The 14734-nt window shown below is 68.1% G+C and carries 7 protein-coding genes and 1 tRNA gene; 5 read left to right on the top strand and 3 right to left on the bottom strand.

The genetic code is table 11. The annotated features are described in order from the left end of the window. The first annotated feature begins 6 nt into the window (after positions 1–6). From ACWDUN_RS15360 to ACWDUN_RS15345, 4 genes are all read left to right on the top strand, one after another. Positions 7–750 (top strand): MerR family transcriptional regulator, encoded by a 744-nt coding sequence (locus ACWDUN_RS15360; protein ID WP_449930017.1) that lies wholly within the window; start codon positions 7–9, stop codon positions 748–750. Between the two features lie 620 nt (positions 751–1370). Next, positions 1371–10604 carry a fatty acid synthase subunit beta domain-containing protein gene (locus ACWDUN_RS15355; protein ID WP_449930015.1) on the top strand — a complete coding sequence of 3078 codons (9234 nt, stop codon included), beginning with the start codon at positions 1371–1373 and terminating at the stop codon, positions 10602–10604. A 29-nt stretch (positions 10605–10633) separates the two neighbouring features. Then, a complete protein-coding gene (gene acpS / locus ACWDUN_RS15350; protein ID WP_447711158.1) occupies positions 10634–11023 on the top strand; it encodes a holo-ACP synthase AcpS in 390 nt (129 codons plus the stop codon). A 290-nt stretch (positions 11024–11313) separates the two neighbouring features. Continuing rightward, the gene (locus ACWDUN_RS15345) at positions 11314–12645 is read left to right on the top strand and encodes a M20/M25/M40 family metallo-hydrolase (protein WP_449930013.1); all 1332 of its coding nucleotides are present in this window, start codon (positions 11314–11316) and stop codon (positions 12643–12645) included. On the opposite strand, the gene bcp is transcribed toward ACWDUN_RS15345, so the two are convergent. Beyond that, complete coding sequence (gene bcp / locus ACWDUN_RS15340; RefSeq protein WP_449930011.1) at positions 12642–13115, bottom strand: thioredoxin-dependent thiol peroxidase; 474 nt, start codon at positions 13113–13115, stop codon at positions 12642–12644. The genes ACWDUN_RS15345 and bcp overlap by 4 nt on opposite strands. 92 nt (positions 13116–13207) lie before the next feature. Here bcp and ACWDUN_RS15335 point away from each other — a divergent pair, with 92 nt between their 5' ends. Then, entirely contained in the window at positions 13208–13435 is a 228-nt protein-coding gene (locus ACWDUN_RS15335) for a DUF3618 domain-containing protein (RefSeq protein WP_449930009.1), read from the top strand. Between the two features lie 509 nt (positions 13436–13944). Here the strand turns inward: ACWDUN_RS15335 and ACWDUN_RS15330 are convergent. Further along, entirely contained in the window at positions 13945–14352 is a 408-nt protein-coding gene (locus ACWDUN_RS15330) for a hypothetical protein (RefSeq protein WP_449930007.1), read from the bottom strand. 272 nt (positions 14353–14624) lie between these two features. After that, positions 14625–14697 (bottom strand) — tRNA-Lys (locus ACWDUN_RS15325). Positions 14698–14734 lie beyond the last annotated feature (37 nt).

Here is a 14734-nt window from a genome sequence, read left to right as displayed (position 1 = left end):
GGGCGCGTGGCGCTGACCGAATACCGTCTGCAGGAGCTCGCCCGGGTCTCCGGGGTCAGTGCCCGCAACATCCGTGCCTATCGCGAGCGGGGCCTGCTCGACCCGCCGCGCCGTGAGGGTCGCTCGGCGTACTACGACGCCTACCACCTGGCCCAGCTGCGCACCATCAACGCCCTGTTGGCCCGAGGATTCACCTCCGCGCACATCGCCGAATTCTTCGACACCATGCGTTCGGGGCGCAGCCTGGCCGAGTTCCTCGGACTGCAGCGGTCGATCCTGCGACCGCGGCCGACGCCGGCGCGGGTCGAGGGGCCCCTCGTCGCGATCGATCCGCGTAGCGCCGAGGGGCGGCGGCTGATCGAGTCGGGCCTGGCGCAGCGCTCCGGCGCCGGGCTGGTGTTCGCCAACGAGGTTCTCGGCAGGGTGTTCGCACGCGCACCCGATCCGCGGGGCTACGCCCAGATGGTGCTGGAGCTGCTCGACGCGACCAGTGGCAGCGTCGAATCGCTGGCCACCGATGCCATCACCGCGCTCAAGCGGGCCGTGGTCGAGCGCTACGGGACCACGGTGCCCGGTCCCGGCAACATCGACGAGATGGCTCGGTTGATCGCCGACTGCGCCGAGTTCAGCCGCGAGGTGATCGTCGGCCACGTGGAGACCGCGCTGCAGCAGCGGCTGATCGCGGAGATCTCCGAGTTCAACGAGACCCTGATGACCAGCGGCGAGTGGCAGCAACGCGAGGAGCGGTGACCGGCCGCCTCGGTGCCGTAATCGGATCCGAGCCCCTCGGACCGGAAAACTTACCGATCAGTAATAATTTCCAGCAAACTCATTTCCGCAACCGGGACGTCGCGGCGGACACTTTCCCGCAATGTGTCATTTTTCGGACAGTCCCCGTGCGCCGGATGACCGTGTCGAAGACCACGGAATTCTTAGATAACGATTTGGTAACGGCATCGCGCTGATCTGGGAAGTTATAGCTACTCGACCGTAACCACCCGCATGCAGGACGTTTGTCCCGTAGCAGTTTGCGAGCCTCGGACGCCCTCGTTACCCAACGTCTGGTTACCCGGGCGTAGAACTCGCCAGTAACCATTTATGGCCGGAAAACCGGCCCAGCTCTTATGACACTCTTAGTGGGGTCGGACTGTGCATGGGACACGTCTGGGACCGGATCGACAGGTACCCGGACCACTGGCACCCAAACCAGCCCGACGGAGATTCAACGCCGAATCGCCACCAGAGACCACAGGACGGATCCGGCCAGGGGGAGTCGGGGATCGGATCCACATCCTCGCCGCGACGCCGCGGCGCACCGGTACGACCAGCGATATTGCGTGAATGAGACTGCACCGAGGGAGATACAAGACGTGACGATCAACGAACACGACAGGGTGACGGCCGGCAGCAAGAACGGCCTGAGCGAGGGTTCGTTGTCGGGCGCACATGCGCTCGTCGATCTGCTGAACGCCGGCGAGCCGTATGCGGTCGCCTTCGGTGGTCAGGGTGGCGCCTGGCTGGAGAGCCTGGAGGAGCTGGTCAGCTCAGCCGGCATCGAATCCGAACTGAGCGAGCTCGTCGGCGAGGCCGCGCTGCTGCTGGAGCCGGTGGCCCGCGAACTCGTGGTGGTGCGCCCGATCGGCTTCGAGCCGCTGCAGTGGGTGCGTGCCCTGGCCGCCGAGGAGCCGCTGCCCGACACCAAGCAGCTGACCACCGCCGCGATCTCGGGCCCCGGCATCCTGCTGACCCAGATGGCCGCGATCCGCGCGCTGACGCGTCAGGGCCTCGACCTGATGGGCACCCCGCCGGTCGCGATGGCCGGTCACTCGCAGGGCATCCTCGGTGTCGAGTCGCTCAAGGCCAAGGGCACCCGCGACGCCGAGCTGCTCGCGCTGCTGCAGCTGATCGGCGCGGCCGGGTCGCTGGTCTCGCGCCGGCGCGGGATGGTCGGCCGCGGCGACAAGACCCCCATGGTCTCGGTCACCAACGTCGACCCCGATCGCATCGCCGAACTGCTCGAAGAGTTCTCCACCGACGTGCGCACCGTGCTGCCCCCGGTGCTGTCGATCCGCAACGGCCGCCGGTCGGTCGTCATCACCGGCACGCCCGAACAGCTCGGCCGCTTCGAGCTGTACTGCTCGAAGATCACCGAGAAGGAAGAGGCCGAGCGCAAGAACAAGCTGCGCGGTGGCGCGGTCTTCTCGCCGGTCTTCAATCCGGTCCAGGTCGAGGTCGGCTTCCACACCCCGCGCCTGGCCGACGGCGTCGCCCTCGTCGACCGCTGGGCCGCCAAGTGCGGTATCGACACCGAACTGGCCCACGCCATGACCGAGTCCATCTTCGTCAACCCCATCGACTGGGTGGCCGACGTCGAGGCCCTGCACACCGCGGGCGCCCGCTGGATCATCGACCTCGGCCCGGCCGACACCGTCACCCGGCTCACCGCGCCGGTCATCCGCGGCCTGGGCATCGGCATCGTCCCCGCGGCCACCCGGGCCGGACAGCGCAGCCTGTTCACCGTGGGCGCCGTGCCCGAGGTGCCGGCCCCGTGGACCAGCTACGCACCGTCGACGGTCACCCTGCCCGACGGCTCGGTGAAGCTGTCCACCAAGTTCACCCGCCTGACCGGACGCTCGCCGATCCTGCTGGCCGGCATGACGCCGACCACCGTGGACGCCAAGATCGTCGCGGCGGCCGCCAACGCCGGTCACTGGGCCGAGCTCGCCGGCGGTGGCCAGGTCACCGAGAAGATCTTCGACGACCGCATCGCCGAGCTGACCCAGCTGCTGGAGCCGGGCCGTGCCATCCAGTTCAACTCGCTGTTCCTGGACCCGTACCTGTGGAAGCTGCAGCTGGGCGGTAAGCGCCTGGTGCAGAAGGCCCGTCAGTCCGGTGCCCCCATCGACGGTGTCATCGTCACCGCAGGCATCCCCGAACTGGACGAGGCCGTCGCGCTGATCGACGAGCTCAACGAAATCGGCATCACCCACGTGGTGTTCAAGCCGGGCACCATCGACCAGATCAAGGCCGTCATCAAGATCGCCGCCGAGGTCCCCGGCAAGGACGTCATCGCCCATATCGAGGGCGGCCGCGCCGGTGGCCACCACTCGTGGGAGGACCTCGACGATCTGCTGCTGAGCACCTACGCCGATCTGCGCAAGCTCTCCAACATCACCATCTGCGTCGGCGGTGGCATCGGCACGCCCGACCGCGCCGCCGAGTACCTGTCGGGTCGCTGGTCGCAGACCTATGGCTTCCCGCTGATGCCGGTCGACGGCATCCTGGTGGGCACCGCGGCGATGGCAACCCTCGAGGCCACGACCTCGCCCGCGGTCAAGCAGCTGCTGGTCGACACCTTGGGCACCGACGTGTGGGTTGGCGCCGGTAAGGCCCAGGGCGGCATGGCATCCGGGCGCAGTCAGCTCGGTGCGGACATCCACGAGATCGACAACGCCGCGTCGCGCTGCGGCCGGCTGCTCGACGATGTCGCCGGCGACGCCGACGCCGTCGCCGAGCGCCGCGAGGAGATCGTCGCGGCGATGGCCACCACCGCCAAGCCGTACTTCGGCGACGTCGCGGACATGACCTACCTGCAGTGGCTGGACCGCTATGTCGAGCTGGCCATCGGTGAGGGTGACTCGACCGCGGACACCAAGTCCGCCGATTCGCCGTGGCTGGACATCACCTGGCGGGACCGCTTCGAGGAGATGCTCAAGCGCGCCGAGGCCCGGCTGCACCCCAAGGACTCCGGCCCGATCGAGACGCTGTTCGCCGCGAACTCCGAGGGCGAGGCGCTGCTGGAGCATCCGGCCGCCGCGGTCGACACGCTGCTCAACCGGTACCCCGACGCCGAGACCATCAAGCTGCACCCGGCCGACGTCCCGTTCTTCATCACGCTGTGCAAGACCCCGGGCAAGCCGGTGAACTTCGTGCCGGTCATCGACAAGGACGTGCGCCGCTGGTGGCGTTCGGACTCGCTGTGGCAGGCCCACGACGCCCGATACACCGCCGACGAGGTCTGCATCATCCCGGGCACCGCCGCCGTCGCGGGCATCACCCGCATGGACGAGCCCGTCGGTGAACTGCTCGACCGGTTCGAGCAGGCCGCCATCGACGAGGTCGTCGCCGCCGGTACCACCCCGGTGCCGGTCGTCTCGCGTCGCCAGGCCAACCCGGGCGCCACCGGACCCATTGCCGTCGTGCTGGATTCGCCCGATGTGCTGTGGGCCGGCCGCACGGCCATCAACCCGGTGCACCGCATCGGCGCGCCGAGCGAATGGCAGGTCAACGAGAACCGCGCCGCCACGCACCCGTCCACCGGGTCGCGCCTGGAACTCACCGACGAGGGTGTGACGCTGAGCGTCCCGCTCAGTGACATCTGGATCGACATCAAGCTGACGCTGCCGGCCGCCACCGTCAACGGCGGTATGCCGGTCGTCACCACCGAGGATGCCGCCGCGGCCATGCGCGCCGTGCTGGCCATCGCGGCCGGTGTGGACGGGGTGGACGCGCTGCCCGCCGTGGTCGAGAACACCGCGACCGTCACCGTCGGCTGGGATCCCGAGGAGGTCGCCGATCACACCGGCGTCACCGCCACCTTCGGCGCCCCGCTCGCCCCGGGCCTGACCCTGGTGCCCGACGCCCTGGTCGGCAAGTGCTGGCCGGCGGTGTTCGCCACCATCGGCGCCGCGGTCACCGAGGCCGGGTTCCCGGTCATCGAGGGTCTGCTGAGCCTGGTGCACCTGGACCATGCCGCGCACCTGCTCGCGGCGATGCCCAAGGATGTCGCCGAATTGACCGTCACCGCAACGGCTTCGGCCGCGGTCGACACCGAGGTCGGTCGCGTCGTCCCGGTCGATGTCGTCATCAGTGACGCCGCGGGCACCGAATTGGCCCGCCTGGTCGAGCGTTTCGCCATCCGCGGCCGCACCGGTGCCGTCGAGCTGGAGGATCCGATCCGCGCCGGCGGTGCGATGACCGACAACGCCACCGACACCCCGCGCCGTCGCCGTCGCGACGTCACGCTGACCGCGCCCACCGACATGAGCGCCTTCGCCGTGGTGTCCGGTGACCACAACCCGATCCACACCGATCGGGCCGCCGCGCTGCTGGCCGGTCTGAAGGGCCCGATCGTGCACGGTATGTGGCTCTCGGCCGCCGCCCAGCACGTGGTGACCGCCACCGACGGCCGGGCCACCCCGCCCGCCCGGCTGGTGGGCTGGACCTCGCGCTTCCTGGGCATGGTGCTGCCCGGCGACGAGATCGAGTTCCGCGTCGACCGCGTCGGCATCGACCGTGGTGCGGAGATCATCGAGGTGACCGCCAAGGTTGAGGGCAACCTGGTGATGGCCGCCTCGGCGCAGCTGGCCGCCCCGAAGACGGTGTACGCGTTCCCCGGCCAGGGCATCCAGCACAAGGGCATGGGCATGGAGGTCCGGGCCCGGTCCAAGGCCGCCCGCAAGGTGTGGGACACCGCCGACAAGTTCACCCGCGACACGCTGGGCTTCTCGGTGGTGCACGTGGTCAAGGACAACCCGACCAGCCTGATCGCCTCCGGTGTGCACTACCACCACCCCGAGGGCGTGCTGTACCTGACGCAGTTCACCCAGGTCGCCATGGCCACCGTCGCCGCGGCGCAGGTCGCCGAGATGCGCGAGCAGGGTGCCTTCGTCGAGGGCGCGATCGCCTGCGGTCACTCCGTGGGTGAATACACCGCGCTGGCCTGCGTGTCCGGTGTCTACGAGCTGCCGGCACTGCTGGAGGTGGTGTTCCACCGCGGCTCCAAGATGCACGACATCGTCCCGCGTGACGAGAAGGGCCGGTCCAACTACCGGCTCGCGGCCATCCGGCCGTCGCAGATCGATCTGCCCGATGATGACGTCACCGCGTTCGTCGCCGAGATCGCCGAGCGCACGGGCGAATTCCTGCAGATCGTGAACTTCAACCTGCGCGGTTCGCAGTACGCGATCGCCGGTACCGTGCGCGGTCTGGAGGCGCTGGAGGAGGAGATCGAGCGGCGCCGCGAGATCAGCGGCGGCAAGCGGTCGTTCATCCTGGTGCCCGGTATCGACGTGCCGTTCCACTCCGAGGTGCTGCGCGTCGGCGTCGCCGACTTCCGCCGCAGCCTGGAGCGGGTCATGCCCGTCGATGCCGACCCCGAACTGCTGATCGGCAAGTACATCCCGAACCTGGTGCCGCGCCCGTTCACCCTGGACCGCGACTTCATCCAGGAGATCCGGGATCTGGTGCCCGCCGAGCCGCTGGACGAGATCCTCGCCGACTACGACACATGGCGTAACGAGCGTCCCCGCGAGCTGATGCGCAAGATCGTCATCGAGTTGCTGGCCTGGCAGTTCGCCAGCCCGGTGCGCTGGATCGAGACCCAGGACCTGCTCTTCATCGAGGAGGCCGCGGGCGGTCTGGGCATCGAGCGGTTCGTCGAGATCGGCGTCAAGACCGCGCCGACGGTGGCGGGCCTGGCGACCAACACGCTGAAGCTGCCGGAGTACTCGCACAACACCACCGAGGTGCTCAACGCCGAACGGGATGCCGCGGTGCTGTTCGCCACCGATACCGACCCGGAGCCCGAGGCCGAAGAGGTTGCCGCACCGGAGGTTTCGGCCGAGGCCGCACCTGCTGCGGCGGCTCCCGCGGCGGCGCCGGCCCCGGCGGCCGCGCCGTCGGGCGGACCCCGTCCGGACGACATCACGTTCGATGCGGCCGATGCCACGCTGGTGCTGATCGCGCTGGCGGCCAAGATGCGCATCGACCAGATCGAGCCGCTGGACTCCATCGAGTCGATCACCGACGGCGCGTCCTCGCGACGCAACCAGATGCTGGTGGACCTGGGCTCCGAGCTGAACCTCGGTGCCATCGACGGTGCCGCCGAGGCCGATCTGTCCGGTCTGAAGGCACAGGTCACCAAGTTGGCCCGCACCTACAAGCCGTTCGGTCCGGTGCTCTCGGACTCGATCAACGATCAGTTGCGCACGGTGTTCGGTCCGTCCGGCAAGCGTCCGGCCTACATCGCCGAACGCGTCTCCAAGACCTGGGAACTGGGACCGGGCTGGGCCAAGCACGTGACCGCCGAGGTCGCGCTGGGCACCCGTGAGGGCTCCAGCGTCCGTGGCGGCAACATGGGCGGTCTGCACGAGGGCGCCCTGGCCGATGCGGCCTCGGTCGACAAGGTCATCGATGCCGCGGTGGCCGCGGTCGGCGCCCGCAAGGGTGTCGCGGTCAGCCTGCCGTCCTCCGGTGCCGCCGGTGGTGGCGTGGTGGACTCGGCGGCCCTCGGCGAATTCGCCGAGCAGGTCACCGGACCCAACGGTGTGCTGGCCAACGCGGCCCGCACCATCCTGGGCCAGCTCGGCCTGGACAGTCCGGTCAGCGCGCCGGAGACCGTCAGCGATGCCGACCTGATCGACCTGGTCACCGCCGAGCTCGGCTCGGACTGGCCGCGATTGGTCTCGCCGGTGTTCGACGCTCGCAAGGCCGTCGTGTTCGACGACCGGTGGGCGAGTGCGCGTGAGGATCTGGCCCGGCTGTGGCTGCTCGACGAGAGCGAGATCGACGCCGACTGGCAGCGGATCTCGGAGCGCTTCGAGGGTGCGGGCAACGTCGTGGGCACCCAGGCGACCTGGTGGCAGGGCAAGGCCCTGGCGGCCGGACGCAACGTGCACGCTGCGCTGTACGGCCGCGCGGCCGCCGGTGCGGAGAACCCCGCCAAGGGTGGCTACGCCAACGAGGTGGCCGTCGTGACGGGTGCCTCCAAGGGCTCCATCGCCGCGTCGGTGGTGGGCAAGCTGCTGGCCGGCGGTGCGACCGTCATCGCCACCACCTCGCGCCTGGACGATGACCGGTTGGCGTTCTACCGCAACCTGTATCGCGATCACGCCCGCTTCGACGCGACGCTGTGGGTGGTGCCGGCCAACATGGCCTCCTACTCCGATATCGACGCCCTGGTCGAGTGGGTGGGTAGCGAGCAGACCGAGAACCTGGGTCCCAAGGCCATCCACCTCAAGGACGCGCAGAACCCGACGCTGCTGTTCCCGTTCGCCGCACCGCGGGTCGGCGGGGACCTGTCCGAGGCGGGTGCGCGCTCCGAAATGGAGATGAAGGTCCTGCTGTGGGCCGTGCAGCGGCTCATCGCCGGCCTGTCGCACCTGGGTGCCGAGCGCGATATCGCCTCGCGCCTGCACGTGGTGCTGCCGGGCTCGCCCAACCGCGGCATGTTCGGCGGTGACGGCGCCTACGGTGAGGCCAAGGCGGCGCTGGACGCGGTGGTCACCCGGTGGAAGGCCGAAACCTCGTGGAGCCAGCGGGTCTCGTTGGCGCACGCGCTGATCGGCTGGACCAAGGGCACCGGCCTGATGGGCCACAACGACGCCATCGTCGGTGCGGTCGAAGAGGCGGGTCTGACCACCTACACGACCGACGAGATGGCCACGATGTTGTTGTCGCTGTGCGATATCGACTCCAAGGTCGCAGCCGCCCGCGAACCCATCCAGGTCGATATGACCGGTGGACTGGGTGAGATCGAGATCGACATGGCCGAGCTGGCCGCCAAGGCCCGCGAGGAGATGTCCTCGGCCGCAGCCGATGAGGAGGAGGCCGACGAGACCGGCATCATCCGGGCGCTGCCGTCGCCGCCGCGCGGCTACGCAGCCGCTCCGGCACCGGCCTGGGACGATCTGAACATCGATCCCGCCGACATGATCGTCATCGTCGGTGGCGCCGAACTCGGCCCGTACGGTTCCTCGCGCACCCGCTTCGAGATGGAGGTCGCCGGCGAGCTGTCCGCGGCCGGTGTCCTGGAGCTGGCGTGGACCACCGGCCTGGTCAAATGGGAGGACGATCCCAAGCCGGGCTGGTATGACACCGAGACCGGTGAGCTGGTCGACGAGGCCGAGCTGGTGGAGCGCTACCACGATGCCGTGGTGGAGAAGGTCGGTATCCGCGAGTGGGTGGACGACGGCGCGATCGATCCCGATCACGCTGCACCGCTGCTGGTTTCGGTGTTCCTCGACAAGGACTTCACCTTCGTGGTGTCGTCGGAGAACGACGCCCGGGAGTTCGTCAAGTACGACCCCGAGCACACCGTCATCGCCCCGGTGCCCGACAGCGCGGACTGGCAGGTCACCCGCAAGGCCGGCACCGAGATCCGGGTGCCGCGCAAGGTGAAGCTGTCGCGCACCGTCGGTGCCCAGATCCCGACCGGTTTCGATCCGCAGGTCTACGGCGTCACGCCGGACATGGCCAGCTCGATCGACCGGGTGGCGCTGTGGAACCTGGTGACGACCGTCGATGCGTTCCTGTCGGCGGGCTTCAGCCCGGCCGAGCTGATGCGGTGGGTGCACCCGAGCCTGGTGGCCAGCACGCAGGGCACCGGCATGGGCGGCATGACCTCGATGCAGACGATGTACCACGGCAACCTGCTGGGACGCAGCAAGCCGAACGACATCCTGCAGGAGGTGCTGCCCAACGTCTTCGCCGGACACGTGGTGCAGTCCTACATCGGCAGCTACGGCTCGATGATCCACCCGGTTGCGGCGTGCGCCACGGCCGCGGTGTCGGTCGAGGAGGCCGTCGACAAGATCCAGCTGGGTAAGGCCGATTTCGTGGTCGCCGGTGGGTACGACGACCTGACGCTGGAGGCCATCATCGGCTTCGGTGACATGTCGGCCACCGCCGACACCGAGGTGATGCGCGCCAAGGGCATCAGCGATTCGAAGTTCTCCCGCGCCAACGATCGTCGTCGGCTCGGGTTCGTCGAATCCCAGGGCGGCGGAACGATTCTGCTGACCCGCGGTGACCTCGCGGTGGAGATGGGTCTGCCGGTGCTGGCCGTGGTGGGCTACGCGTCCTCCTTCGGTGACGGTGTGCACACCTCGATTCCGGCTCCGGGCCTGGGTGCCCTGGGTGCGGGTCGCGGTGGTCCGGAGTCGCGGTTGGCGCGCTCGCTGGCCAAGCTCGGCGTGACCGCCGATGACATCGCGGTCATCTCCAAGCACGACACGTCGACGCTGGCCAACGATCCCAACGAGACCGAGCTGCACGAGCGCCTCGCCGCCTCGATGGGCCGTTCCAAGGGCGCACCGCTGTTCGTCGTCAGCCAGAAGAGCCTGACCGGGCACGCCAAGGGTGGCGCGGCGGCCTTCCAGATGATGGGGCTGTGCCAGATCCTGCGCGACGGCGTCATCCCGCCGAACCGCAGCCTGGACTGTGTCGACGACGAGCTGGCCCACGCCCAGCACTTCGTCTGGGTGCGGGAGCCGCTGCACATGGGCGAGAAGTTCCCGATCAAGGCCGGTCTGGTGACCAGCCTGGGCTTCGGTCACGTGTCCGGTCTGGTGGCGCTGGTGCATCCGCAGGCGCTGCTGGCCGCGTTGCCGGCCGATCAGCGTGCCGACTACCAGGCCCGGGCCAACGCCCGCGTGCTGGACGGTCAGCATCGGTTGGCCTCGGCCATCGCCGGTGGACCCGCGCTGTACGAGAAGCCGGCCGACCGCCGGTTCGGCAGCGACAGCCCCGAGAAGCCTCAGGAAGCGGCGATGCTGCTGGATCCCGAGGCACGCCTGGGCGCTGACGACCACTACTCGAAGTGAGCGAGGGGCAGTCGGATACCGTCTCCGGAATGGGCATCGTTGGAGTAGGGATCGACCTGGTGTCGATACCGGATTTCGCCGAGCAGGTCGACCAGCCGGGAACGGTTTTCGCCGAGACCTTCACGCCGGGGGAGAGGCGCGACGCCGCGGACAAGAGTTCGTCGGCGGCGCGCCACCTCGCGGCGCGGTGGGCGGCCAAGGAGGCCGTGATCAAGGCGTGGTCGGGGTCGCGGTTCTCCAAGCGGCCGATGCTGCCCGAAGGTATCCATCGCGATATCGAGGTGGTCACCGATATGTGGGGCCGGCCGAAGGTGCGGTTGACCGGGGCCATCGCCGAGCATCTCAAGGACGTGACGATCCACCTGTCGCTGACCCACGAGAAGGACACCGCTGCCGCCGTCGCGGTCCTGGAGGCCTAGCCTTTCCCCGCGAGCGTGCGTGTCTGCTGGTCAACACGCCGCTCGCGGGTGGGAGTTTGCGCACGCTCACGGTCGGCGGAAACCGTCCGCGGTCGCGAGGCAGCTCGCGCCGAGATATGGTCGAGCGTTTCTACGTGGCTTCAGTATTCGCGACGGTGGACGTCGGGAGATTGTGGTGGTGTACGTTATCCGGCGGTGAGACGTGCACAGGGTCAGCCCCGACCAGCACGGCGTGACCAGGCTGAAACCTGGTAGATCCCACCCGGCTGCCGCGGACTAGCCTTGAAACCATGACCGATATTGCCGCGCGTGTCCATGAGCTGCTGCCCTCGGTGCGGGCCGATCTCGAAGAGTTGGTCCGCATCGAATCGGTATGGGCCGACCCGGCCCGCCGCCCCGAGGTGCAGCGCAGCGCCGAGTTGACCGCGAAGCTGTTGTCGCAGGCCGGTTTCGACGATATCCGGATCGTTGCCGAGGGCGGAGCGCCCGCGGTGATCGCGCGCCACCCGGCACCCGAGGGCGCGCCGACGGTGCTGCTGTACGCCCACCACGACGTCCAGCCCGAGGGCGACCCGGCGCAGTGGCACTCGCCGCCGTTCGAGCCGACCGAGCGCAACGGGCGGCTCTACGGCCGCGGCACCGCCGACGACAAGGCCGGTATCGCAACACATCTGGCGGCGATCCGCGCCTTCGACGGGAATCTCCCGGTGGGCGTGACGGTGTTCGTCGAGGGCGAGGAGGAGTCCGGGTCACCGACGCTGCCCGCGCTGCTCGACGCGCATCGGGACCTGCTGGCCGCCGACGTCATCGTGATCGCCGATTCGGACAACTGGGCCGTCGACATCCCGGCGCTGACGGTGTCACTGCGCGGTCTGGCCGACTGCGTGGTCGAGGTCGCGACCCTGGACCACGGACTGCACTCGGGGCTGTGGGGTGGTGTGGTGCCAGATGCGTTGAGCGCCTTGGTCCGTCTGCTGGCCAGCCTGCACGACGACGAGGGCAATGTCGCCGTCGCGGGCCTGCATGAGGCGACCGCCGCCGAGGTCGAGTTCACCGAGGAAAGGGTGCGCGCAGATTCCGGGCTCCTCGACGGCGTACAGCAGATCGGCTCCGGGCCGGTGGTGCAGCGGATGTGGGCACGGCCGGCCATCACCGTCATCGGTATCGACACCACGCCGATCGCCAAGGCGTCCAACACGTTGGTGCCCAGTGCGCGCGCCAAGGTCAGCATGCGCATCGCACCCGGTGGTGATGCGCGCGCGCATCTGGACGCGTTGACCCGACACCTGGAATCGCATGTTCCGTGGGGTGCGCGGGTCACCGTGACGCCCGGCGATCTGGGGCAGCCCTATGCCATCGACGCCGGGGGACCGGTGTACGACGCCGCCCGCGCCGCCTTCGAGATCGCTTGGGGGCGTGAACCGATCGATATGGGTATGGGCGGCTCGATCCCGTTCATCGCCGAATTCGCCGCGGCGTTCCCGGAGGCCAAGATTTTGGTCACCGGGGTGGAGGACCCCGGCACCCAGGCGCACAGCATCAACGAGAGCCTGCACCTGGGCGTGCTGGAGCGCGCCGCGACATCGGAGGCGTTGTTTCTGGCCGCACTGGGCCGACGCTAGACGGAGATATCGCGGCGCAGCTTGGCGACGTGACCGGTGGCCTTGACGTTGTACTGGGCGACCTCGACCTTGCCGCTCTCATCGACCACGAACGTCGACCGGATGACACCCTGCACGGTCTTGCCGTACATCGTCTTCTCTCCGAACGCACCCCAGGCGGTGAGCACCTTCTTCTCCGGATCGGACAGCAACGGGAAGGTCAGCCCCTCGGCTTCACGGAACTTGGCCAGCTTCTCCGGCTTGTCCGGCGAGATGCCGACCACGTCGATGCCGGCATCGCCGAGTTCAGCGAGATTGTCCCGGAAATCGCAGGCCTGCTTGGTGCAGCCCGGCGTCGACGCCGCCGGGTAGAAGTACACGATCACCTTGCGGCCCTTGAAGTCGGAGAGCTTGACGGTGTTGCCGTCGGCATCGGGAAGGCTGAAGGCGGGTGCCTTGTCGCCGACTGCCAGACGCGGGGTGGGTGCCATGCGTCGATACGCCTTTCTTTCTCGACCGGTGCAGCGGGTTCGGCTCCGGCTGCTCTAGGGTAATTCGGTAGGCCGACGACATGGAGGACACAGTGGCTGATCGGGATCCCGAGGCGATCAAGAAAGATATCGACCAGGCTCGTGATCAGTTGGCTGCGACGGTCGACAGCTTGGCCGAGCGGGCGAATCCTCAGCGGCTGGCCGACGATGCCAAGGCCAAGGCGCTGGCATTCGTGACGAAGCCGCCGGTCCTGGTGTCGCTGGCCGGTGTGGGCACGATCGTGCTGGTGCTGGTGGTCCGCCGGGTCAAGCGCCGCTGACGGTCTCGCACCGGCGCCGGCGGGGACGCAGCCACTCGGTGAACGAGCGAGTGGGCGGGTTCGCGGTGCGTCCGAGACGGCTGCAGCTGATGACATCGATGACCCCGTCGGCGGGTGCGCCGCCGTCGGGACCGGCCGTCGCTGGCCGCGATGCGCTCTCGGCTGACATCAGCTAATACCTCGTTTCGTCCCCCGACAATGTGTAGCCGCGTGATCTTGCGACGTACAGCTAACTTGAGACTAGCATGATGCGGGCCTGTGGGGTCAACTGTTCAAACTCATCCGACCTCGGTTTTTACCTCGCACAGCAAGCGGATGGGCCCAAGTGCAGCCGCAATATGTATCCGGATAACGCAATCACAGCACATTGATGACCGGCGTCACGGCAGGTGGGAGAGAAATTGACGCCTGCGTTGAGCGCAACGCTAGCAGTGGCATGGGGATGTTTGCCGTGGATCTCGGTGAATTCTGAGTTACCCGTTCCCGGCGTTGCTCACACCCGCGCGATCTCAGGCGGGACCGATGAGCGGTTGATACCAGTATTCGCCGGTGCCTGTCAGTACGGCGCTGATGACGTCATCGGAGACCACCAGTTCGGCGCTGACACCCGGTTTCGGTGCGGGATGCGCCGGGGTGACCGCGCTTGCGCGATGGCCGCAATCCACGGCAAATCGGTCTTTGCCCAAGAGGAGATTGCCGACCTGCGATACCGCATGCGGTCGATCGTCACCGGGAGTGCACGGTGTGAAGATGAGGCTCGCGGATTGACGGGATATGAATGGCATGTCGGCGGCCCGGGGCGCGGGTGCCGGTTGGGCCATCGTCTCGACGCGGATGCCGCATCCGCCGATCGTCATACCGATCGTCACCAGGGTCATCAGCATCAGCGGGTGCACACGGTTGCGTCGGGAAGTCATCTGACGTCCCTCCCTCCAGGTACCCCGTCCGACGTTTTCCAACGACTGTCGACGAGTGATTCACCAGGCGGCAACCGAGCTTAGATAACGGCAGTAAAGAATTGACGTGAAAGAAAATTCAATTGTGATCTCGACAATTTGCTGTGGGATCGCGATCGTTTCACATCGCGGCCTCGGATGCGGTCCTTATGCATAATTTTCGCGACGCCGGCCCACGGCGCAAAAAAGAACGCCCCCTCCGAATGAAGGGGGCGTCTGCGACCTGAGGTCAGTGCGCCGTCAGGGTTTCGAACCCCGGACCCGCTGATTAAGAGTCAGCTGCTCTACCAACTGAGCTAACGGCGCGCGGGAGAAACAATAACAGCCCTGGTGCGCAGAGGTG

The organism is Mycobacterium sp. NPDC003323 (assembly GCF_053589535.1).
This window is presented reverse-complemented; position numbering and strand designations above follow the sequence as displayed.